Below are 19,750 nucleotides of genomic sequence, written 5' to 3' on the forward strand. Positions count from 1 at the left end.
CGGATTGTTTCGGCTTCACCTCGCCACACATCGTGGCCACACCCTTTGGCATACTGCCGCTTCGGTTGTGTCTAGTTCGTGGCTCCAGAACTGGCCTCCTTGTCACCGGCTTCGGGTGATTCTTCTAGGGCTGCCCCGCTGTCTTGATCGTCCTCGGGGGATGTTGCGCGCACGTTCTGTTTGCGCTTGTACACGTCCCAATACGGGACATCTGCCGGTGCTTGGGGGCTGGCCGCTTGGCCTTGCGGGGCCGACTGCGGGACAAACGCGGGGCGACGGGGCCGGGCTACCTTCCCGGCCTGGCCGTCTAGCTCGCGCTGGAGCGATTCGATGTTGGTTTTGTGGCTCTGCACCGATGCGGCGATTTGCTGCACTTCTTCTGGTGACTTTTGAGCCTTGATGGCGGCGGCCAGATCGGCGTTAGCTTGATCGAGGGATTTTTGTTCCGTAGCCAGCTCGTTGGCCAAGATCGTGCGACGTTGCGCATCACGATCCTGCTGCACGTCGTTGCCGACGACTGGATAGCTTTCAGCATACGCGGTGCTTGAAAGCGCGGCGGATGCGCACATAGCCGCTAAGAGTGCGAATGGTGCCAGCTTCATAACCTCTCCCTGGTCCGGCAGGCCGGACATTGCTTTACTGTGGTTTGACCCTACAGTAATGCCAGTTCTGCTGCAACACTTTTACGATAAGTGTGAATGTGATTATCGTATTGTTGTTTATCGCTCCGGTTCAGCTTCCAGCTTTCCCGGCGTGTTCTCCTTCGCAGCTGCGCGCTGCTTGGCTTTAAGCTCAATGTTCCAGTCTTTCCCAGCGGTCGGGCGTTGACGCTCAACCTCTTGGCTCACAGCCTCTTTCAGCCGGTCTCCAAGTCGATCACCTGCTTTATCGGCGTTGAAGCCGTCGACGATCTTGTAGCCCTGCCCTTCCAGGTGTTTAGCCGCACCCTGGAGAATGTCCCTGGTACTGCCTGCGGTGCCGATCACCAGCGCTTCGGGGTTCATTGCCTGGTAACTCATGGCTTCAATCGACGACTCTACAAACACCGCCAGTTTCGATGCAGCTTTTCCAGTGAAGTACAGGCCGCGGTCCCCACGGATTCCGTGGAAGGGCTTGCTGTAAGTCCCCCGGAGTTCCGCGCCGGACATTTTCCCGTCCAAGGTGCGAAGGGCGAAAACAGCGTTGCCAAACTTATCTGCCCAAAGCCGTCCCTTGTCGATTGCGGTATTGACGATTTGTTCCGGGATGCCTCGGGTATTTGTTAAGTAGTTCAAGACCCTGGCCAGCTTTTTCGGGTCCGGTTCGGGAATTTCCAATTTGGGTTTTGGCGTAGTGTCCAGGATGCGGGTCGCCTGGTGCCGTGCTTCGGCCTGGTAGGTCTGTACCGCTGCTTCGCGGCCATGAGTGCCGCCGAGCCACGCCACGGCATCCCTGAAACCGAAACCGCCGAGGTGCATGGCCAGATCGATTGCTCCACCGCCGCCCTTGTCGGCGTCGTGGTTGTAGAACTTTTCGTCCGTGACAGTTACCCGCCCCGCGTGGGTTTTCCAATTGCGTTTGGGGTCTGCGGGGTCGCGGATCGCTCCGAATCCTTCCAGAACGGCTTCCAGCTCGATGCCGCGCGCCTTGTCTATGTCTGACTTTTCCATGGGAGTCCTCCGACAAAAGATCAAAAGATGCTACTACGGAAAACAAATTTCCGCATTGACAGAAGCACCTTAACACCCGACAGAAGGTAAAGAAAAGCATAGACTTACCAGATATAGCGGCAGTATAATGGACCCATGCAGACGAAAGGCTGCATAAGCGACGAAGCCCCGGACGGCGGCAACCGTACCAGGGCTTCTAATCACAGCTAACTAGATGGGAGTTAAGCCATGACTACTCAGTATCTTACCGCCGCTGACACCGCAAAGCTCGTTCGCAAAGCGCTGAAAGAGGCGTTCCCTGACATGAAATTCAGTGTGCGCAGCCATACCTACTCGGGCGGCGCGAGCCTCACCGTTGCCTGGACAGATGGTCCTAACATCAAACAGGTTGAGGCCGTCACCTGCCGTTTCCAGGGTTCGTACTTCGATGGCCAGATCGACTACAAGGGTTCTATCTATCACCTGGTGGGTGGCGTCCCCGTCTCCTTCGGCGCCGATAGCATCCACTGCCGGCGTTCGTTCTCGGATGCGGCCATCGAGCAAGGTATTGACCGCGTTTTCCGCAAGTACCCGCTGAATTTCCGCGAGGCTGGCATTGCTAAGCCAACGATCGAGGAATTCCGTTCCGGCCGCCTGTGGGCCACGGCCGTACCCTTCCTGAGCAGCCATTGCGGCGACAGCCTGCAGGGCGAAATTAACGCCGCTATCAACCGTCACAGCGACCGCCTGCGAGGCAAGGAAAGCCCTACAGCACAGAGCGTTTTGGGGTTGGGGGAGCAACGGAACAGAAAGTGCACTTAAGCTCAGTCGCTGCCCCGCAAACCCTTGTAACGTCTGGACAGTTTCGAAAAACGACCGTTTTATGAAACCGTTTCAGCGAGCACTAGGAAAGGCCGTGACCACCCGAAAAGTGGTGCGATAAACTCGTTTCGCCAATCAAAGTTCGCTAATCCACAACAGATGACGAGTAAAGCGAACTTTAATTCGTGCTTATGTTGGTTTTCGGTTCCATTGCTCCCCAAACCCCAAGATCCGCGATCATTCGTAGCAGCTCCGGCCGGTCGTAGCGAACGCCAGATTCGGTATCGCGGTAGACGCCGGCAATGTAATAGCCGGCCTGCCGTGCAGACTCGGTGATAGCTTCTTGACGGCGAATATCTTGTTCCTTGGTGCTAACCCGCATGTAAATGCGGGCGACTTTCATAGGCCCAGCTCGCATGGCAGGTTTATCCCCGAACAGTGACTTAACTTAATGGTCATTGGCGACCTCCTTGTCTTTGGCTATACGGCGATTTTCAAGGTAGTTGTCGCGTGAGCGTGTCACGCTGCCTTTGATGTTTGCTGCAGTACCGCTTCCCGCTCCGGGTTCAGGCACACGATTGGTGCCAGCACCCAGTTCCTGATGTTGCCGCTCCAGCGCTCCGGGTGCCGTGCACGCGCCGCCTCGTACAGCTCGATACGCTTGCGCAGCAACTCTTCCGCCTGGCCAGTATGTCGCTGCGCCGGGGTCACGAACTTCAGGGCGCTGTGGCGATGTTCATGGTTGTACCAGGCCACGAAGCTGTTCACCCAGTTCCTGGCCTGCTCCAGCGTGTCGAAGGGCCGCTCCGGCCACAGCGGGCAGTACTTCGCCGTGCGGAACAAGGCCTCGGCATAGGCGTTGTCATTGCTCACCCGCGGGCGGCTGAACGAGGGCATCACACCCAGGTTCTGCATGGCCGCCAGCATGGTCGAGCCCTTCATCGCGCTGCCATTGTCCGAGTGCAGTACCAGCGGCTGGCCTGCTCGCTGTTCACGTAAGCAGGCCTGGCGTAGCAGCTGGGCGGCCTGCTCGGCGCTTTCACTTTCATGCACCTCGTTGGCCACCAGCTTCCGGCTGTAGACGTCCTTGATCATGTACCAGTAGAAGTAACGGCCCTTGACCGTGGTCGGCAGCCAGGTGATGTCCCAGCACCACAGCTGGTTCGGGCCGTCGGCCACATGGGTCGTCAGCGCTCGTTTCACCGGTGGGCGGCTACGGCCGCGCGGATGCTGCTGTTCGGCGTCCTTCAGCAACCGGTAAAAGGTCGACTCCGAGGCCAGCCAGGTGCCCTGATCGGCCAGCCGCGCCACGATCTGCTGCGGCGGCAGGCTGGCAAACTCGGGCTGGTTGGCGACCTCCAGCACGCGGCGGCGCTCTTGCGGGGTCAGCTTGTTGGCCGGCTCAGCTCGCTGTGCCGAAGGACGCCGATCCTCCGGGCAGTGCTGCCAGCGCTGCAGGCTGCGCAGCGACAGGCCCAGTTCGGCGCAGGCCTGCGCCCGCCGCGCTCCCGCCGCCACGGCGTCCTCGATCAACTGCAGCGTTTCACGGCGATCCGGGGCGCTGATCATTCGTCCTCGTCCTTCCCCCAGAGCGCCTCGGCTTTTTTTCGCAACACCAGCAGCGCCTTGGCGATCCCGTGCAAGGACTTCAGCGTGGCGCGCTTCTCGCGCTCCCCTGCCATCTGACGCCAGCCGAAATCTTTAGCGTCCTGCTTGAGCGCTGCCAGTTGAGACAGGGTGTCGTCACGCACCAGGAGCTGGCCCAGCGCAGCTTTGGCCGATTCGTCCAACACTTCTGCCAGCAAGCCGCCCAAGCGCCTGCGTTCGGTGGACAGGGCTTCACTGACCAGCTCTTGTAAGGTGGTGTGGCCGGGCCGGATGATTTTGTGCTCGCTGAGCCAAACGATCAGTTCGGCGGCCACGAATCCTGGCATTACGTCGCGCCGCACGATCTGTTCAGCCTGCTGTGCCAGTTGCGGCAGGAAGCTAGCCGCCCACGACCGGTAGCCGAACAGTTCGGCGATCTGACCCCTCTGGCTGTAGTGCTCATGCTTGGTGATCGCCTTGCGTTCGAACGCTTCGCCGTGGAAATAGCGACTCAGCACGAAGGCGCAATCGTCCTCGACCTCATGCCAATCGAAGCGGAAGAAAGCATGCTTGGCCTTGAAGTAGCCGATCTGCAAGACGCAATAGACTTGGGCCTGCAGGCTAGGCCGGCTGCTGGCGAACGCCAGTTCAGATTCGGTCAACGCCAGGTATTCCAGCCGCTGAGCATCGTCGAAGTCCGGTAGGCCGTACAAGGCTTCCTGCTCTGCGTCAGAAAAGACGGTGAGTAGCTTATTCTTGTTGCTCATCGACCGTCCTTCCCGCACCACGCCAACCTGCTCGCGTCAATGTTTCGATCAACGTAGTGCGCTTGACATTGAAGTTGCGGCACACCGCCGCCTTAGACATGCCGCCATCGAGCGCGGCGACGATGGCGTCCAGCTTCTCACCAGTGATCGCCTGCGGCCGGCCGCCGATCCGGCCGCGTTTGCGTGCGGCGGCCAAGCCCGCGACGACGCGCTCCTGAATCAAGGCGCGCTCGTACTGCGCGAGCGCACCGAACACCTGGAACAGGAATTCGCCCGAGGGCGTCGTAGTGTCCAGGTTCTCTGTCAGCGAGCGGAACGCCACCCGCTTGTCCTTGAGCGAAGTCACAATGGCGAGCAGGTGCGACAGCGAGCGACCGAGCCGGTCGAGTTTCCACACCACCAGCACATCGCCGGCTCGAACGAACTCAAGCGCCCGCGCCAAGCCGGCACGGTCATCCTTCGCGCCAGAGGCACGATCCTCAAACAGGTGACGCGGATCGACGCCGGCGGCGAGCAGCGCGTCGCGCTGCAAGTCCGTGCTCTGGCGGTCGGAGTCCGACGACACGCGCATGTAGCCAACCAACATAGGCGGATAACCATCAAAAACAGGTTTCCGCATAATAGTGAATAGCGATAGAGTTTTCCGTACATTTTTGAGGGGGTGTTGCACAGGTAGCACTGTCGTTTTCAGAAGACGGCTGCACTGAACGTCAGAAGCCGACTGCACTATAGCAGCGGAGGGGTTGGATCCATCAGGCAACGACGGGCTGCTGCCGGCCCAGACCGTGTAAAAACGCAGCAAACGATGACCATCAACTTCCGGGGATTTTCTCAGCGTCTAGGAGGCCGTCGGAGGCCCAATCAGGCGCAATCGATAATTCTGGTTGCTATGGCACTTTCGGCTTCAGTACGCCTGCTGGAGGGCGGTACGAGTCGTAGAACAGGCCTCAGGCCTTCATCGCTGCCATCAGGGCACCGCTGCCCAGCACGTTCAACACGCGTTTGAGATTGTAGGCGAGCACATGCAGGCTCATCTCGGTACTCACTCGGTCGAGAGTCTTGGTGAGGAAGTGGGTGGCGCCCATCCAGCTCTTCAGCGTGCCGAACGGGTGCTCGACCGTCTGACGGCGGATTCGCATCATTTCAGGCGCTTGATCCAGGCGACTCTGCATCGCTTCGAGCACTGCCTCATGCTCCCATCGGCTCACTCGGCGCTCTGAGCTAGGCGTACAGTGCTCTTTCAACGCACAACCCTGGCAATGCGAACTCCAGTAGCGGTGCAGTTTCAGCCCTTTTTCGACGCTTGAGAACCGCCAGATCAGGCTTTGCCCAGCCGGGCATCGATACTCGTTCTTGGCTGCGTCATAGATGAAATCACCTTTGCCGAAGCGACCAGCCGCTGTCGCTCCCGAGGTCAGCGTCTTGGGCACGAAAACGGTGATTCCAGCCTCATGGCACGCCAGGATTTCTTCGCCTTTGAAATACCCTCTGTCTGCGACCGCCGAGAGTTCCTCGACACCCATGGCCTCTCGCGCTTGCTTGGCCATGGAGCTCAGTTGGTCTCGATCGACCCCGTCGTTCGTGACCTCGTGGGTCACGATCAGGTGGTGCTTCGCGTCGACCGCCGCCTGCACGTTGTAGCCGACTATTCCGCTGCCCCGGGTCTTCATTGAGCGGGCATCGGGATCGGTCAGGGAGATCTGTTTATCCGGTGTTTCGTTGAGCTGTACCTCGACTTCCTTGAGCTCCCGCAGCTTAGTTTTCAAGGTCGCAATCTTGTCGTGGAGGCGTTCGGCTTTGACCTGCGCCACGGCCGGTTCCTGGCGATCAGCGGTATCCAGTGCGGTCAGGTAACGGTTGATGCTGGACTCGATCTCCTCCATTCGCCGCTGAAGCTTGGCGCTGGTGAAATTGCGGTCACGGTTGTTGACCGCCTTGAACTTGCTGCCATCAATGGCTACCAGCGCTTCAGAGAACAGGCCAAGTTGCTGGCACAGCACCACGAACTGCCGACAGACGCCGCGGATTGCCTTGCCGTTATCCTTGCGGAAGTTGGCGATGGTCTTGAAGTCCGGCATCAAACGTCCGGTCAGCCACATCAACTCAACGTTGCGCTGACTCTCGCGTTCGAGACGTCGACTGGACTGGATACGGTTGAGGTAACCGTAGATGTAGATCTTCAGCAGGTCAGCAGGATGGTAGGCGGGTCTGCCGGTTTCCGCCGGGACGACACCCTCGAAACCCAGTAGGCCAAGGTCGAGTTCATCGACGAAAACATCGACCACCCGCACCGGGTTGGTGTCCGCCACGTAGTCATCCAAGCTCTCGGGAAGCAGTGTGCTTTGCCCTCGGTGCTCTCCCTGGATAAAGCGCTTCATTGGCGTCCCCCGCTGATTTTGAATCCATCAAATCACAGCAAGGACGATGCCAACGTTTTTACACGGTCTGGGCCATCAGCGGACGCAGGGAGGACTTTCCGCAACCGGCCGTTCGATGCGGCACCGATGGCCTTCGCGCAGGGGTAGTGAATCCGCCAGGATTGACTTGCGCTGCCCTACCTCTCACTAGTGAGGGGCGGCAGCGCATCAAGCGGTGAGCGCACTCCGGCACCGCCAACTTTCAGCACATGCGTGTAAATCATCGTCGTAGAGACGTCGGAATGGCCGAGCAGATCCTGCACGGTTCGAATGTCGTAACCGCTGCGGAGCAAGGCCGTCGCGAACGAGTGGCGGAGGGTGTGCGGTGTGGCGGGCTTCGTGATGCCTGCTTGTTCTACGGCACGTTTGAAGGCGCGCTGAAAGGTCTGGTCATACATGTGATGGCGACGCACGACACCGCTCCGTGGATCGGTCGAATGCGTGTGCTGCGCAAAAACCCAGAACCACGGCCAGGAATGCCCGGCGCGCGGATACTTCCGCTCAAGGGCGTCGGGAAGCGCAACGCCGCTGCGGCCCTCGGCCTGGTCCTTCAGCCACCATGCCCGTGCACGCGACAGCTGCTCGCGCAGGCTGGGTGCCAAGCTCTCGGGTAACATCAAGGCCCGATCCTTGGAGCCCTTGCCCTCCCGCACGATGATCGTGCCGTGATCGAAATCCAGATCCTTGACCCGCAGTTGCAAACCCTCACTGATCCGCATGCCCGTTCCATACAGAAGCTGGGCGAACAAACGATGCTCGCCTTCCAGAAAACCGAGGATGCGAACCACTTCATCCGGGGTCAGCACCACCGGCAAGCGCCGCGACGGCCGAGGTCTTCCGATCTCCTGAAGCCAGGGCAGATCCGTGCACAGCACCTTGCCGTAGAAGAACAGCAAGGCCGCCAATGCCTGACGATGCGTGGAGACCGAAACCTTGCGCTCGTTCGCCAGCCAGGACAGAAATGCCTCGACTTCGCTGCTGCCCAAGGTTGCCGGGTGACGCACACCGTGGAAACGGATGAAGGCACGAACCCAGTGGACATAAGCCTGTTCGGTTCGTAAGCTGTAATGCAAGTAGCGTATGCGCTCACGCAACTGGTCCAGAACCTTGACCGAACGCAGCGGTGGTAACGGCGCAGTGGCGGTTTTCATGGCTTGTTATGACTGTTTTTTTGTACAGTCTATGCCTCGGGCATCCAAGCAGCAAGCGCGTTACGCCGTGGGTCGATGTTTGATGTTATGGAGCAGCAACGATGTTACGCAGCAGGGCAGTCGCCCTAAAACAAAGTTGTACGAGAAACCTGAAGGCAATACTATGGAAGCAAAAGTAGTTAATGATAACGATATTTCACTCTATACCGAATCATTCGGTAACTCAGCCCATGAACCCATTATTTTGGTGATGGGGGCAATGTCGTCAGCTGTATGGTGGCCTGATGATTTTTGTGCCCAGTTGGCCTCGATGGATCGCTATGTGATCCGATACGATCATCGTGACACGGGAAAGTCAACTAGTTATGAGCCAGGCCAGGCTTCATATTCGGTTGAAGAATTAGCAGATGATGTGGTTCGCATTATTGGTGGTTATGGTCTGGATGCTGCGCATCTGGTTGGCATGTCTCTGGGAGGGTTTCTATCCCAGCTTGTAGCTCTCAAGTATCCGGATCGGGTAAAGAGTTTAACCCTGATCGCTTCAGAGCGTCTTGCGGAGGCAGACCCAGATATGCCCCCTTTTGATCCTGCAATAATGGAGTATCACCAACAGGCGGGATCACTTGACTGGTCTGATAAAGATTCGGTAGTGGAGTATCAGGTCGGTGCGTGGCGAATCAACTCAGGTACAGCCCATGTATTTGATGCTGAAAAGATTCGCCAGATCGCTCAATTAAACTTTGATCGTACGCCAAATATACTAACGACGTTCAATCACACTACCTTAGGTGGTGGCGAAGAGTGGCTCGGGCGATTAAATGAGATCACTGCATCAACACTAATCATTCATGGTACAGAAGATCCTGTGCTTCCTTATGCACATGGGTTGGCACTGAAGGATGCGATTCGCGATTCGAAACTAGTTACACTGAATGGCACGGGGCATGAATTACATCACGAGGACTGGCCGGTAATTATACAAGCGTTGAAGAATCAAACGTCAAAGCTATGAGTTGCGTAGTACAACAAGCTGCTGCACCGGAAAAACAACTCGCTGGCGCTCGCCATTTTCCGGTGAGCAAAGCGTTAGAAAAGGAAAGGTATGAAGAAATTATTTGTTTTATGTGTATGCTTCTTTTGTAGCATTACTGCCGCAGGAGCGGCTTTACCTGATTTAAAAATCGAGAAGCTTGAAGAAGGTGTTTTTGTTCATACATCGTTCGAAGAGGTTAACGGTTGGGGGGTTGTTACTAAACACGGTTTAGTGGTGCTTGTAAACACAGACGCCTATCTAATTGACACTCCATTTACTGCTACAGACACTGAAAAATTAGTCAATTGGTTTGTGGAGCGCGGCTATGAAATCAAAGGCACTATTTCATCACATTTCCATAGCGACAGCACAGGAGGAATAGAGTGGCTTAATTCTCAATCTATTCCCACGTATGCATCTGAATTAACAAATGAACTTTTGAAAAAATCCGGTAAGGTACAAGCTAAATATTCATTTAGCGAAGTTAGCTATTGGCTAGTTAAAAATAAAATTGAAGTTTTCTACCCTGGCCCAGGTCACACTCAAGATAACCTAGTGGTTTGGTTGCCTGAAAGTAAAATTTTATTCGGTGGTTGCTTTATTAAACCTCACGGTCTTGGCAATTTAGGTGACGCAAATTTAGAAGCTTGGCCAAAGTCCGCCAAAATATTAATGTCTAAATATGGCAAAGCAAAGCTTGTTGTTTCAAGTCATAGTGAAAAAGGGGACGCATCACTAATGAAACGTACATGGGAACAAGCCCTTAAAGGGCTTAAAGAAAGTAAAAAAACATCATCACCAAGTAACTAAATTTCTAACAAGTCGTTGCAGCACCGCGCACTTCGTGCGCTGGACAGTTTTTAAGTCGCGGCTTTATGGTTTTGCTGCGCAAAAGTATTCCATAAAACCACAACTTAAAAACTGCCGCTGAACTCGGCGTTAGGGCGACGCCGCTATTGCGGCGCGAATACAAAGAGGAAGAGATGAATTATCAAATTGTGAATATTGCGGAATGCAGCAATTATCAGTTAGAAGCAGCAAATATACTAACAGAAGCGTTCAATGATCTTGGTAACAATTCATGGCCAGATATGACGAGTGCAACAAAAGAAGTAAAAGAATGTATTGAGAGTCCAAACCTTTGTTTCGGTCTGCTAATAAATAACTCCTTAGTTGGCTGGATAGGCTTAAGGCCAATGTACAAGGAAACCTGGGAATTGCATCCATTGGTTGTCAGACCAGATTATCAAAATAAAGGTATTGGCAAGATCCTGCTTAAGGAATTAGAAAACAGAGCTAGAGAGCAAGGTATTATTGGAATCGCTTTAGGAACAGATGATGAATACTATAGAACAAGTCTCTCTTTAATAACTATAACAGAAGATAATATATTTGATTCAATAAAAAATATTAAAAATATTAATAAACATCCATATGAGTTTTATCAGAAGAATGGTTATTATATTGTTGGAATAATTCCAAATGCCAATGGTAAAAACAAACCAGATATTTGGATGTGGAAAAGTTTAATCAAAGAGTAAAACAATGGAACAGATTAATAACATGGCTGCGGAGCTTTCGGAAAAATTGCGCTATGCGGCATCCGTCGTTCCTAATATTTTGCTTTTTGAATATCAAATGCAGTTTACAGTCAGTGCAGTAGGCAAAACTCCCTAACTTGTACTTCAACAAGGACAATGCCCCAGCCAATTATGGGGCAATTTTTGATAATTTTGGCAACCTTGCACATTTCTATTTTGTTGTGGGGCATTGCCTGTTAAGTTTTTAGTTAGGCCGCATGGACACAACGCAGGTCACATTGATACACAAAATTCTAGCTGCGGCAGATGAGCGAAATCTGCCGCTCTGGATCGGTGGGGGCTGGGCGATCGATGCACGGCTAGGGCGTGTAACACGCAAGCACGATGATATTGATCTGACGTTTCCCGGCGAGAGGCGCGGCGAGCTCGAGGCAATAGTTGAAATGCTCGGCGGGCGCGTCATGGAGGAGTTGGACTATGGATTCTTAGCGGAGATCGGGGATGAGTTACTTGACTGCGAACCTGCTTGGTGGGCAGACGAAGCGTATGAAATCGCGGAGGCTCCGCAGGGCTCGTGCCCAGAGGCGGCTGAGGGCGTCATCGCCGGGCGGCCAGTCCGTTGTAACAGCTGGGAGGCGATCATCTGGGATTACTTTTACTATGCCGATGAAGTACCACCAGTGGACTGGCCTACAAAGCACATAGAGTCCTACAGGCTCGCATGCACCTCACTCGGGGCGGAAAAGGTTGAGGTCTTGCGTGCCGCTTTCAGGTCGCGATATGCGGCCTAACAATTCGTCCAAGCCGACGCCGCTTCGCGGCGCGGCTTAACTCAGGTGTTGGGCATTAAGGAAAAGTTAATGGCAATCCGAATCTTCGCGATACTTTTCTCCATTTTTTCTCTTGCCACTTTCGCGCATGCGCAAGAAGGCACGCTAGAACGTTCTGACTGGAGGAAGTTTTTCAGCGAATTTCAAGCCAAAGGCACGATAGTTGTGGCAGACGAACGCCAAGCGGATCGTGCCATGTTGGTTTTTGATCCTGTGCGATCGAAGAAACGCTACTCGCCTGCATCGACATTCAAGATACCTCATACACTTTTTGCACTTGATGCAGGCGCTGTTCGTGATGAGTTCCAGATTTTTCGATGGGACGGCGTTAACAGGGGCTTTGCAGGCCACAATCAAGACCAAGATTTGCGATCAGCAATGCGGAATTCTACTGTTTGGGTGTATGAGCTATTTGCAAAGGAAATTGGTGATGACAAAGCTCGGCGCTATTTGAAGAAAATCGACTATGGCAACGCCGATCCTTCGACAAGTAATGGCGATTACTGGATAGAAGGCAGCCTTGCAATCTCGGCGCAGGAGCAAATTGCATTTCTCAGGAAGCTCTATCGTAACGAGCTGCCCTTTCGGGTAGAACATCAGCGCTTGGTCAAGGATCTCATGATTGTGGAAGCCGGTCGCAACTGGATACTGCGTGCAAAGACGGGCTGGGAAGGCCGTATGGGTTGGTGGGTAGGATGGGTTGAGTGGCCGACTGGCTCCGTATTCTTCGCACTGAATATTGATACGCCAAACAGAATGGATGATCTTTTCAAGAGGGAGGCAATCGTGCGGGCAATCCTTCGCTCTATTGAAGCGTTACCGCCCAACCCGGCAGTCAACTCGGACGCTGCGCGATAAAACCGCGCAGCGCCGGTTACTTCAACGTTAGATGCACTAAGCACATAATTGCTCACAGCCAAACTATCAGGTCAAGTCTGCTTTTATTATTTTTAAGCGTGCATAATAAGCCCTACACAAATTGGGAGATATATCATGAAAGGCTGGCTTTTTCTTGTTATCGCAATAGTTGGCGAAGTAATCGCAACATCCGCATTAAAATCTAGCGAGGGCTTTACTAAGCTTGCCCCTTCCGCCGTTGTCATAATCGGTTATGGCATCGCATTTTATTTTCTTTCTCTGGTTCTGAAATCCATCCCTGTCGGTGTTGCTTATGCAGTCTGGTCGGGACTCGGCGTCGTCATAATTACAGCCATTGCCTGGTTGCTTCATGGGCAAAAGCTTGATGCGTGGGGCTTTGTAGGTATGGGGCTCATAATTGCTGCCTTTTTGCTCGCCCGATCCCCATCGTGGAAGTCGCTGCGGAGGCCGACGCCATGGTGACGGTGTTCGGCATTCTGAATCTCACCGAGGACTCCTTCTTCGATGAGAGCCGGCGGCTAGACCCCGCCGGCGCTGTCACCGCGGCGATCGAAATGCTGCGAGTCGGATCAGACGTCGTGGATGTCGGACCGGCCGCCAGCCATCCGGACGCGAGGCCTGTATCGCCGGCCGATGAGATCAGACGTATTGCGCCGCTCTTAGACGCCCTGTCCGATCAGATGCACCGTGTTTCAATCGACAGCTTCCAACCGGAAACCCAGCGCTATGCGCTCAAGCGCGGCGTGGGCTACCTGAACGATATCCAAGGATTTCCTGACCCTGCGCTCTATCCCGATATTGCTGAGGCGGACTGCAGGCTGGTGGTTATGCACTCAGCGCAGCGGGATGGCATCGCCACCCGCACCGGTCACCTTCGACCCGAAGACGCGCTCGACGAGATTGTGCGGTTCTTCGAGGCGCGGGTTTCCGCCTTGCGACGGAGCGGGGTCGCTGCCGACCGGCTCATCCTCGATCCGGGGATGGGATTTTTCTTGAGCCCCGCACCGGAAACATCGCTGCACGTGCTGTCGAACCTTCAAAAGCTGAAGTCGGCGTTGGGGCTTCCGCTATTGGTCTCGGTGTCGCGGAAATCCTTCTTGGGCGCCACCGTTGGCCTTCCTGTAAAGGATCTGGGTCCAGCGAGCCTTGCGGCGGAACTTCACGCGATCGGCAATGGCGCTGACTACGTCCGCACCCACGCGCCTGGAGATCTGCGAAGCGCAATCACCTTCTCGGAAACCCTCGCGAAATTTCGCAGTCGCGACGCCAGAGACCGAGGGTTAGATCATGCCTAGCATTCACCTTCCGGCCGCCCGCTAGCGGACCCTGGTCAGGTTCCGCGAAGGTGGGCGCAGACATGCTGGGCTCGTCAGGATCAAACTGCACTATGAGGCGGCGGTTCATACCGCGCCAGGGGAGCGAATGGACAGCGAGGAGCCTCCGAACGTTCGGGTCGCCTGCTCGGGTGATATCGACGAGGTTGTGCGGCTGATGCACGACGCTGCGGCGTGGATGTCCGCCAAGGGAACGCCCGCCTGGGACGTCGCGCGGATCGACCGGACATTCGCGGAGACCTTCGTCCTGAGATCCGAGCTCCTAGTCGCGAGTTGCAGCGACGGCATCGTCGGCTGTTGCACCTTGTCGGCCGAGGATCCCGAGTTCTGGCCCGACGCCCTCAAGGGGGAGGCCGCATATCTGCACAAGCTCGCGGTGCGACGGACACATGCGGGCCGGGGTGTCAGCTCCGCGCTGATCGAGGCTTGCCGCCATGCCGCGCGAACGCAGGGGTGCGCCAAGCTGCGGCTCGACTGCCACCCGAACCTGCGTGGCCTATACGAGCGGCTCGGATTCACCCACGTCGACACTTTCAATCCCGGCTGGGATCCAACCTTCATCGCAGAACGCCTAGAACTCGAAATCTAACGTCCGTTCGGGCATCGAGGTCCATGTCGGGGTGGGACGGGCCCGTGGCTTCAAGATCACTTGCAGTCCGACCGCGATGTCTTGGTTGCGCGAGAGGTTGTCGACAGGCCATGCTGAGTGTGCGATGGTTGATCGCTTCCTCGCCGCTCTCCACGGCGACGATGGCCGCCGCCATCAGCAAGTGCGCCAGTTCCCCTATGGTGCCCTCGCTGCGTGTGAGCAGGTAGCGAGCCATGTCCAGCGTGGCAATTGGGGAAGGCCGGCGCAGCGGGAGCGAAGCGGCGAAGCTGGCCAGCAGTGAGCAGCAATCGTCGTTGGCCTCCCATACCGGCAGCATCATCGGCTCGAAGCGATTTTCCAACTGGTCATCGGAGCGGATGGCTAGGTAGGCGTCGCGCGTGCCTACCCCAACCAACGGGATGCGCAGTTCGTTGCCGAGGAAGCGCAGCAGGTTGAGGAATTCCCGGCGGTTGACGCTGTTGCCGGCCAGCACGTTGTGCAGCTCGTCGATCACCAGCATGCGCACGCCGACCTTGCGCAGCAGTGCCAGAGCCAGTTGCTCCATTTCCGGCAACCGTGGGCGTGGGCGCAGCGGCGCGCCCATCGCGGCGAGCAGCGCGACGTAGAAGCGGATCACGGACGGCTCGGACGGCATCTGCACGACCAACACCGGGATGTGCTCCTGGTCGGCGTCGGAGCTGGCCGGGTGGGTGCGGCGGAACTTCTCGACGATCATCGACTTGCCATTGTTGGTCGGGCCAACCAGCAGCAGGTTGGGCATGCGTTGCTTGTTTGGCCACGCATAAAGGGCTTCCAGCCGGTTCAGCGCCTCGACTGCGCGCGGATAGCCGATCCAGCGGTCGGCGCGAAGGCGCTGGATGCGCTCGTCCGCCGGAAGACGGGCCAAGCCCTGGGCCGCCGGCAGCAGGTGGGACAGGTCGATGATGGGATATTCGTCCACGGCTACCACTCCTCAATCTGGTCGAACGGTTTGGCGGGTGGCAAGTTGTCTGCCTGCGGGTCGGCAATATCCGTATCCGGCGGAACGGGCTTGTCCGGCCGAGCTGATGTCTTGAGGTGCTGGCGGCGATCCGCGTCACGCCGCGCCTTGCGTGTGGCCTTCTGCGCGCTGGTCACAATCTCACGCATCTGGCCGATCATGCGGAACAGCGCCGACTCATCCACCTGTTCGCGCCCTTGCTGCCGCAGTTTCGCCAGCGCCTGCCGTTGTTCCCAGAGGGTGACAGCCGGATGCGACAAGGTACGGTAGGGAATTTCCAGGTAATGCTGTCCCTCCGGTTCCAGGACCCAGATACGGCTGATGTCGCGCGGATCGCGCCGGATCAGAAAGGACGGCCAGCGTTCACGCCGCGCAATCCACGGCTTGAGCGCATCGGCGTAGTAGTGGATGTGGTCGATGACAAAGCCGGTGCGGGTCAGCGTGCGCCGGAGGATCGGCAGAAAATCGACCAGGAACGAAGTAGCGCGTGTGACGACGGCCGGTACGCCGACACGCGCCACGGCCTCGGCCCAGCGCGCGGCCGGCGGTTGGAGCAGGCCGTTGTGCACCGAACCGTGGTAGGTGCCGACCGCCAATGTGAGCCAGCGCTCTAGCTCGCGCAGCGTCAGGGCGGCCTTGTTTTCGGAATCGTAGTCGCCGCGCTGGTCAGGGTTGGAGAAGGTCGTTCCCGGCAGTTCGTCGTGAATCATCTGCATCGCCGTGCCGATGATCCGTTCCACGATGCCGCCATAGTGCGGCTGTCCCAGCGGGCGATAGTCCAGCCGGATGCCATGCTGCTCGCAACCCCGGCGCAGGGCCTCGCTCTTGAACTCGGCCGCGTTGTCTAGGTAGAGCAGCAAGGGCTTGCCGCTCATCTGCCAATCCATTTCCACGTTCAGTCCTTCCAGCCAAGGGCGCTTGTCGCAGGCGACATGCACGAGGCACAGGCCAACCGAAACGGCAGACGGCGCTTCCAGCGTGACGACCATGCCGAGCACGCAGCGGGTGAACACGTCGATGGCGAGGGTCAGGTACGGGCGGCCAATAGGTTGCCGGTCGCGGTCATCGACCACGATCAGGTCGATGACCGTATGGTCTATCTGCACCTGCTCCAGCGGCGCGGTCACGGCAGGAGGCTCGCCGCCCACACCTTGTAGGTCACGAGCGGCATCCTGGCCTTCCCGCCGGCGGATGACCTTGCGCGGGTCAAGGCTAGCGATCCGTAAGGCCACGGTATTGCGCGCCGGCACTCGCAGTTTTTGAGCCTTGCACACCTGAGTGACTTCGCGGTGAAAGGCCGCTAGGCTGCGCTTCTGCTTGGTCAGGAACCGCTTTTGCAGTAGCTCGTGGATGACGCGCTCGACCGGTTCCGGCAAGCGCCCCTTACCTTTACCTCCACCGGACTGGCCGGGCACCAGATCCGTCACGAGGCCGCTGCCTTGCCGGGCACGCCGGATCAGAACGTATACCTGGCGCCGAGACAAGCCCAGCGCCTGAGCCGCCATATCGGCCGCTTCGTGCCCGACCGTCTCCGACTGCGCCAACGGACTGATGATCTCCGCACGACGGCGCGCACGCTCCCAAGCCTCATCAGGCAGAGTGGCCACGCCTTGTTCTGGAATCCGTGGGGTGTCCGTCGCCATGCTCACCTCGCTTTGGTGCACACGAGTATTGAGCATAGTCGAGATTGGTGCAGATCACTTCTGATATTGAACTGTCAGGAGCTGGCTGCACAACAGCCATTACGCCCAATCAACTGGTGCAGTCGTCTTCTGAAAATGACAAGCACAGCGGCGGCTGACAGCCTGTCGCAAAACAAATGTTTTACGACACCTCCTTGAGGTTGCCGCGTTTACATCATTACCTGAACAGGTATAAAATTCCGTCATGACAAACAAAGAAAAACCGCTCGAATGGATCGCGAGCAGCCACAAGGATTTGATGGCGTTGCACGTCCGACGTGCGTCGCCGTTTCGGTTACGCGCTCTCGTTGGCGCAGATAGGCGATCAGGATGACGCAGCAAAGGTGCTCAAGGGGTTCGGTGGTGCCGGCGTGCTGGAGGTCGTCGAAGACGATGCCGGCGGCACCTATCGAGCGGTATACACGGTCAAGTTTGCGGAAGCGGTGTTCGTCCTGCACTGCTTCCAGAAGAAGAGCAAGAGCGGGATCGCCACGCCAAAGGCCGACATGGACATCATCCGCGCTCGGCTGAAGGTGGCCGAGGTATTGGCACAGGAGCTACGAAATGCAAAAACGAATCATTGAAGGCGTCGAGGTTCAGCGCAGCTCGGGCAACGTCTTTGCCGACCTTGGACTGCCTGACGCTGAAAAGCTCAAGATCAAGACCGGCCTGGTGGTCGAGATCAGGAGGGCCATGCGCGCCCTTGGGCTGACTCAACAAGCGGCGGCCAAACGCATGGGCATCCCGCAACCGAAGGTGTCGGGCATGATGCGCGGCGACTTCACCAATCTATCCGAACGCAAGCTGATGGATTGTCTGAATCGCCTCGGCTACGACATCGAAATCAAGGTACGGCCAGCAGCCGAGCCGATCGGGCATCTAACGCTCGCAACCGCTTAATCGGAGCCCTCCTGATGGCAGCCCGCATCACCGACGACGAATGGGACGAACTGACTCCCGAGAATTTCGATACCACGGCACTGCTGCGTGCAGTCGATGCCGTGGACGTGCTGCGCGGCGATTTGAATGACAGCGCAGACGGCGCACCTCCACAACTGCGCACCGACCTGTTGAAGCTGCATCAACTGGCAATGGCCGCGTTCAACGAGGGATTACGCAGCCGAGTGGCTGAGCTATTTGATCTCGCCGTGGATCTTCAGGATCAGGTTGATCATCTGATGACCTCGCTGGAACAAGTGCAAGAAACCCTGTCCCGGTTGACGGCGCTCTACCCAGAAAGCCTGTCCTGAATGTTCTTGGAGACAACCACATCATGAGCCGCAGCCGCCGCAAAACGCCCATCGTTGGGCACACGACCTGCCGTAGCGAGCGCGAGGACAAGAAACTCTGGCATCAGCGCTGGCGAACTCACGAGCGCACCGCGCTGGCCAGCGCGTCGCCGGAAGCTCTATGCGCCCATCTGCCTCTACTGGAAAACCAGGTCAGCAACGTCTGGTCGATGGGTAAGGATGGCCGCTCCTACTGGCCCATCAAGCGCCAGGCCGCCACGGCGGATCGCATTGCCAACCACAAGGGACGCAATCCGCAAGAGCGCGCCTCCCTGAAAAAGCGTCTGCTGCGCAAGTGGATGAGCAAATGAACCTGTCCACCATCGAGGCGCTGGCTATCGCTTGGGCGCGAATCGCTGAAGAAGCAGAACTCCCAGCCGGCTACGAGGGCACGGCGACGCCAGAGGCGCATCGGGCCTGCGAGGTGATCCAGGAGCGGATTCGAGAGCACGTCGTCGCCACCAATGACATGCGGCTGTTCGGCCTGCTGCACCTGCTTGGGCAGGCGTCGCTGCGCATGGAGCAAGCGCTGTGGCCGGAAGAATATGCGCGGATGACCCGCGAGGTCGAGGAAGCTCTCCGAGAGGCCGACGACCCCAACGCCAAGTCGTACACCCACGAAGAAGTCATGCGGGCGATGCAGGAACTCATCGACCAAGCGCGAGACAAGCCATGTTGATCGGCTGACGGAAATTTCTGGGTTTCCGGCTTACAACCCCAGCTGTGAAGGTGGCGGGCGTCTTGACGTTAAACGGTTTAACCACTAGATTTAGCCGTTGAGTTAAACGGTATAACCCCGGAAACGAAAACGACTATGACCGCTCACGCGCAAACCATCATGGCTACCAAGGTTGACGACCGCATAAAGCGCCGTTTCGACGCGGCCATGCGCGCACGCGGCACTAACACCTCAGCGGTGTTACGCAAGGCGGTTATGCAGTATCTGAGCGAGTTGGACGCCGGTATAGAGCATCCACAGTTCAAGCTGGAGTTGGACGGCCCCGAGGCCGAAGAGAAGACCCCTAGCCACTGACGGCGGGGCAAAAAAAAAGAGCACCAACGACTAGATATCTTGGCGGATTCGTCGTGGTGCTCACCGTATAGGTGAAGAGAGTATGGATTCCTGCGCAGCTATGTGCAAGATGGGCCGTGATTTATTTCACGTCCGTCTATCTCCTCACCGCCGTTCTGGCGGTGGGTT

23 protein-coding genes and 4 pseudogenes are annotated in these 19,750 nt (G+C 57.1%); 16 read left to right on the forward strand and 11 right to left on the reverse strand.

Features of this window, described 5'->3' with window-relative positions:
- Nucleotides 1-71: 71 nt before the first annotated feature.
- Both ACP6KB_RS28570 and ACP6KB_RS28575 read right to left on the reverse strand, forming a co-directional pair.
- Complete coding sequence (locus tag ACP6KB_RS28570; protein WP_182275396.1) at nt 72-602, reverse strand: hypothetical protein; 531 nt, start codon at nt 600-602, stop codon at nt 72-74.
- A gap of 117 nt (nt 603-719) precedes the next feature.
- Nucleotides 720-1,649, reverse strand: a complete 930-nt coding sequence (locus tag ACP6KB_RS28575) for a DUF3991 and TOPRIM domain-containing protein (protein ID WP_212628919.1) — start codon at nt 1,647-1,649, stop codon at nt 720-722.
- A gap of 228 nt (nt 1,650-1,877) precedes the next feature.
- On the opposite strand from ACP6KB_RS28575, the gene ACP6KB_RS28580 reads away from it, so the two are divergent.
- Nucleotides 1,878-2,450 carry an LPD29 domain-containing protein gene (locus tag ACP6KB_RS28580; RefSeq protein ID WP_212628920.1) on the forward strand — a complete coding sequence of 191 codons (573 nt, stop codon included), beginning with the start codon at nt 1,878-1,880 and terminating at the stop codon, nt 2,448-2,450.
- 226 nt (nt 2,451-2,676) lie between these two features.
- On the opposite strand, the pseudogene ACP6KB_RS28585 reads toward ACP6KB_RS28580, so the two are convergent.
- The 6 genes and pseudogenes from ACP6KB_RS28585 to intI1 form a co-directional block, all read right to left on the reverse strand.
- Nucleotides 2,677-2,853 (reverse strand): annotated as a pseudogene (locus ACP6KB_RS28585) (recombinase family protein); the annotation flags it as partial.
- 116 nt (nt 2,854-2,969) lie between these two features.
- Nucleotides 2,970-4,019, reverse strand: coding sequence for an IS3 family transposase (locus ACP6KB_RS28590; protein ID WP_033979079.1), 1,050 nt, complete (start codon nt 4,017-4,019; stop codon nt 2,970-2,972).
- Nucleotides 4,020-4,066: 47 nt separating this feature from the next.
- Nucleotides 4,067-4,804, reverse strand: a pseudogene (locus ACP6KB_RS28595) (DUF4158 domain-containing protein); the annotation flags it as partial.
- Entirely contained in the window at nt 4,788-5,390 is a 603-nt protein-coding gene (locus ACP6KB_RS28600; RefSeq protein ID WP_010465829.1) for a recombinase family protein, read from the reverse strand. The gene ACP6KB_RS28600 and the pseudogene ACP6KB_RS28595, both read right to left, overlap by 17 nt.
- A 361-nt stretch (nt 5,391-5,751) precedes the next feature.
- Complete coding sequence (locus tag ACP6KB_RS28605) at nt 5,752-7,182, reverse strand: IS1182-like element ISPa7 family transposase (RefSeq protein WP_023098450.1); 1,431 nt, start codon at nt 7,180-7,182, stop codon at nt 5,752-5,754.
- Between the two features lie 176 nt (nt 7,183-7,358).
- On the reverse strand, nt 7,359-8,372 hold the full coding sequence (intI1, locus tag ACP6KB_RS28610; protein WP_000845048.1) for a class 1 integron integrase IntI1: 1,014 nt from the start codon (nt 8,370-8,372) through the stop codon (nt 7,359-7,361).
- Here intI1 and ACP6KB_RS28615 point away from each other — a divergent pair.
- The 9 genes from ACP6KB_RS28615 to ACP6KB_RS28655 all read left to right on the forward strand — a co-directional run bounded on the left by ACP6KB_RS28615 (nt 8,329) and on the right by ACP6KB_RS28655 (nt 14,578).
- The gene (locus ACP6KB_RS28615; protein ID WP_442114400.1) at nt 8,329-9,384 is read left to right on the forward strand and encodes an alpha/beta fold hydrolase; all 1,056 of its coding nucleotides are present in this window, start codon (nt 8,329-8,331) and stop codon (nt 9,382-9,384) included. The two genes, intI1 and ACP6KB_RS28615, sit on opposite strands and share 44 nt — an antisense overlap.
- Before the next feature lie 90 nt (nt 9,385-9,474).
- Nucleotides 9,475-10,215 (forward strand): subclass B1 metallo-beta-lactamase IMP-13, encoded by a 741-nt coding sequence (locus ACP6KB_RS28620; RefSeq protein WP_042862936.1) that lies wholly within the window; start codon nt 9,475-9,477, stop codon nt 10,213-10,215.
- A 173-nt stretch (nt 10,216-10,388) separates the two neighbouring features.
- Nucleotides 10,389-10,946 (forward strand): aminoglycoside 6'-N-acetyltransferase AAC(6')-Ia, encoded by a 558-nt coding sequence (locus tag ACP6KB_RS28625; RefSeq protein ID WP_013136949.1) that lies wholly within the window; start codon nt 10,389-10,391, stop codon nt 10,944-10,946.
- 4 nt (nt 10,947-10,950) lie between these two features.
- Complete coding sequence (locus ACP6KB_RS28630; RefSeq protein WP_442114401.1) at nt 10,951-11,082, forward strand: hypothetical protein; 132 nt, start codon at nt 10,951-10,953, stop codon at nt 11,080-11,082.
- A gap of 121 nt (nt 11,083-11,203) precedes the next feature.
- Nucleotides 11,204-11,737, forward strand: coding sequence for an aminoglycoside nucleotidyltransferase ANT(2'')-Ia (gene aadB, locus ACP6KB_RS28635; protein ID WP_000381802.1), 534 nt, complete (start codon nt 11,204-11,206; stop codon nt 11,735-11,737).
- Nucleotides 11,738-11,806: 69 nt separating this feature from the next.
- Complete coding sequence (locus tag ACP6KB_RS28640) at nt 11,807-12,634, forward strand: oxacillin-hydrolyzing class D beta-lactamase OXA-2 (RefSeq protein WP_001007673.1); 828 nt, start codon at nt 11,807-11,809, stop codon at nt 12,632-12,634.
- A gap of 135 nt (nt 12,635-12,769) precedes the next feature.
- The gene (locus ACP6KB_RS28645; protein WP_000679427.1) at nt 12,770-13,117 is read left to right on the forward strand and encodes a quaternary ammonium compound efflux SMR transporter QacE delta 1; all 348 of its coding nucleotides are present in this window, start codon (nt 12,770-12,772) and stop codon (nt 13,115-13,117) included.
- Nucleotides 13,111-13,950: a sulfonamide-resistant dihydropteroate synthase Sul1 gene (sul1, locus tag ACP6KB_RS28650; protein ID WP_000259031.1), complete on the forward strand. Its 840-nt coding sequence runs from the start codon at nt 13,111-13,113 to the stop codon at nt 13,948-13,950. The genes ACP6KB_RS28645 and sul1 overlap by 7 nt, the downstream gene beginning before the upstream one ends.
- Before the next feature lie 127 nt (nt 13,951-14,077).
- The gene (locus tag ACP6KB_RS28655; RefSeq protein WP_000376623.1) at nt 14,078-14,578 is read left to right on the forward strand and encodes a GNAT family N-acetyltransferase; all 501 of its coding nucleotides are present in this window, start codon (nt 14,078-14,080) and stop codon (nt 14,576-14,578) included.
- Here the strand turns inward: ACP6KB_RS28655 and ACP6KB_RS28660 are convergent.
- The 3 genes and pseudogenes from ACP6KB_RS28660 to ACP6KB_RS28670 form a co-directional block, all read right to left on the reverse strand.
- A complete protein-coding gene (locus ACP6KB_RS28660; protein WP_001381192.1) occupies nt 14,547-15,539 on the reverse strand; it encodes a TniB family NTP-binding protein in 993 nt (330 codons plus the stop codon). The two genes, ACP6KB_RS28655 and ACP6KB_RS28660, sit on opposite strands and share 32 nt — an antisense overlap.
- A gap of 2 nt (nt 15,540-15,541) precedes the next feature.
- A complete protein-coding gene (locus ACP6KB_RS28665; RefSeq protein ID WP_000179844.1) occupies nt 15,542-17,221 on the reverse strand; it encodes a Mu transposase C-terminal domain-containing protein in 1,680 nt (559 codons plus the stop codon).
- 74 nt (nt 17,222-17,295) lie between these two features.
- Nucleotides 17,296-17,361: pseudogene (locus tag ACP6KB_RS28670) on the reverse strand (hypothetical protein); the annotation flags it as partial.
- Nucleotides 17,362-17,465: 104 nt separating this feature from the next.
- Between ACP6KB_RS28670 and ACP6KB_RS28675 the strand changes: the two are divergent.
- The 6 genes and pseudogenes from ACP6KB_RS28675 to ACP6KB_RS28700 all read left to right on the forward strand — a co-directional run bounded on the left by ACP6KB_RS28675 (nt 17,466) and on the right by ACP6KB_RS28700 (nt 19,582).
- Nucleotides 17,466-17,844: pseudogene (locus ACP6KB_RS28675) on the forward strand (type II toxin-antitoxin system RelE/ParE family toxin).
- Nucleotides 17,825-18,160, forward strand: coding sequence for a helix-turn-helix domain-containing protein (locus ACP6KB_RS28680; RefSeq protein WP_001172026.1), 336 nt, complete (start codon nt 17,825-17,827; stop codon nt 18,158-18,160). The pseudogene ACP6KB_RS28675 and the gene ACP6KB_RS28680 overlap by 20 nt, the downstream one beginning before the upstream one ends.
- Before the next feature lie 14 nt (nt 18,161-18,174).
- A complete protein-coding gene (locus ACP6KB_RS28685; RefSeq protein ID WP_104729580.1) occupies nt 18,175-18,510 on the forward strand; it encodes a transposase in 336 nt (111 codons plus the stop codon).
- 23 nt (nt 18,511-18,533) lie between these two features.
- Entirely contained in the window at nt 18,534-18,860 is a 327-nt protein-coding gene (locus ACP6KB_RS28690; RefSeq protein ID WP_000091614.1) for a hypothetical protein, read from the forward strand.
- Nucleotides 18,857-19,228 (forward strand): hypothetical protein, encoded by a 372-nt coding sequence (locus tag ACP6KB_RS28695; RefSeq protein WP_023294894.1) that lies wholly within the window; start codon nt 18,857-18,859, stop codon nt 19,226-19,228. Before ACP6KB_RS28690 ends, ACP6KB_RS28695 begins: the two co-directional genes overlap by 4 nt.
- A gap of 135 nt (nt 19,229-19,363) precedes the next feature.
- A complete protein-coding gene (locus ACP6KB_RS28700) occupies nt 19,364-19,582 on the forward strand; it encodes a CopG family transcriptional regulator (RefSeq protein ID WP_182275393.1) in 219 nt (72 codons plus the stop codon).
- Nucleotides 19,583-19,750 lie beyond the last annotated feature (168 nt).

It is taken from the genome of Pseudomonas sp. NUPR-001 (assembly GCF_052147955.1).
Classification (GTDB): domain Bacteria; phylum Pseudomonadota; class Gammaproteobacteria; order Pseudomonadales; family Pseudomonadaceae; genus Aquipseudomonas.

What these genes read in the sequence shown, in the direction of transcription:
- ACP6KB_RS28570 (WP_182275396.1), bottom strand. Translation starts at nt 602, where the DNA reads ATGAAGCTGGCACCATTCGCACTCTTAGCGGCTATGTGCGCATCCGCC.
- ACP6KB_RS28575 (WP_212628919.1), bottom strand. Translation starts at nt 1,649, where the DNA reads ATGGAAAAGTCAGACATAGACAAGGCGCGCGGCATCGAGCTGGAAGCC.
- ACP6KB_RS28580 (WP_212628920.1), top strand. Translation starts at nt 1,878, where the DNA reads ATGACTACTCAGTATCTTACCGCCGCTGACACCGCAAAGCTCGTTCGC.
- ACP6KB_RS28590 (WP_033979079.1), bottom strand. Translation starts at nt 4,019, where the DNA reads ATGATCAGCGCCCCGGATCGCCGTGAAACGCTGCAGTTGATCGAGGAC.
- ACP6KB_RS28600 (WP_010465829.1), bottom strand. Translation starts at nt 5,390, where the DNA reads ATGTTGGTTGGCTACATGCGCGTGTCGTCGGACTCCGACCGCCAGAGC.
- ACP6KB_RS28605 (WP_023098450.1), bottom strand. Translation starts at nt 7,182, where the DNA reads ATGAAGCGCTTTATCCAGGGAGAGCACCGAGGGCAAAGCACACTGCTT.
- intI1 (WP_000845048.1), bottom strand. Translation starts at nt 8,372, where the DNA reads ATGAAAACCGCCACTGCGCCGTTACCACCGCTGCGTTCGGTCAAGGTT.
- ACP6KB_RS28620 (WP_042862936.1), top strand. Translation starts at nt 9,475, where the DNA reads ATGAAGAAATTATTTGTTTTATGTGTATGCTTCTTTTGTAGCATTACT.
- ACP6KB_RS28625 (WP_013136949.1), top strand. Translation starts at nt 10,389, where the DNA reads ATGAATTATCAAATTGTGAATATTGCGGAATGCAGCAATTATCAGTTA.
- ACP6KB_RS28630 (WP_442114401.1), top strand. Translation starts at nt 10,951, where the DNA reads ATGGAACAGATTAATAACATGGCTGCGGAGCTTTCGGAAAAATTGCGC.
- aadB (WP_000381802.1), top strand. Translation starts at nt 11,204, where the DNA reads ATGGACACAACGCAGGTCACATTGATACACAAAATTCTAGCTGCGGCA.
- ACP6KB_RS28640 (WP_001007673.1), top strand. Translation starts at nt 11,807, where the DNA reads ATGGCAATCCGAATCTTCGCGATACTTTTCTCCATTTTTTCTCTTGCC.
- ACP6KB_RS28645 (WP_000679427.1), top strand. Translation starts at nt 12,770, where the DNA reads ATGAAAGGCTGGCTTTTTCTTGTTATCGCAATAGTTGGCGAAGTAATC.
- sul1 (WP_000259031.1), top strand. Translation starts at nt 13,111, where the DNA reads ATGGTGACGGTGTTCGGCATTCTGAATCTCACCGAGGACTCCTTCTTC.
- ACP6KB_RS28655 (WP_000376623.1), top strand. Translation starts at nt 14,078, where the DNA reads ATGGACAGCGAGGAGCCTCCGAACGTTCGGGTCGCCTGCTCGGGTGAT.
- ACP6KB_RS28665 (WP_000179844.1), bottom strand. Translation starts at nt 17,221, where the DNA reads ATGGCGACGGACACCCCACGGATTCCAGAACAAGGCGTGGCCACTCTG.
- ACP6KB_RS28680 (WP_001172026.1), top strand. Translation starts at nt 17,825, where the DNA reads ATGCAAAAACGAATCATTGAAGGCGTCGAGGTTCAGCGCAGCTCGGGC.
- ACP6KB_RS28685 (WP_104729580.1), top strand. Translation starts at nt 18,175, where the DNA reads ATGGCAGCCCGCATCACCGACGACGAATGGGACGAACTGACTCCCGAG.
- ACP6KB_RS28690 (WP_000091614.1), top strand. Translation starts at nt 18,534, where the DNA reads ATGAGCCGCAGCCGCCGCAAAACGCCCATCGTTGGGCACACGACCTGC.
- ACP6KB_RS28695 (WP_023294894.1), top strand. Translation starts at nt 18,857, where the DNA reads ATGAACCTGTCCACCATCGAGGCGCTGGCTATCGCTTGGGCGCGAATC.
- ACP6KB_RS28700 (WP_182275393.1), top strand. Translation starts at nt 19,364, where the DNA reads ATGACCGCTCACGCGCAAACCATCATGGCTACCAAGGTTGACGACCGC.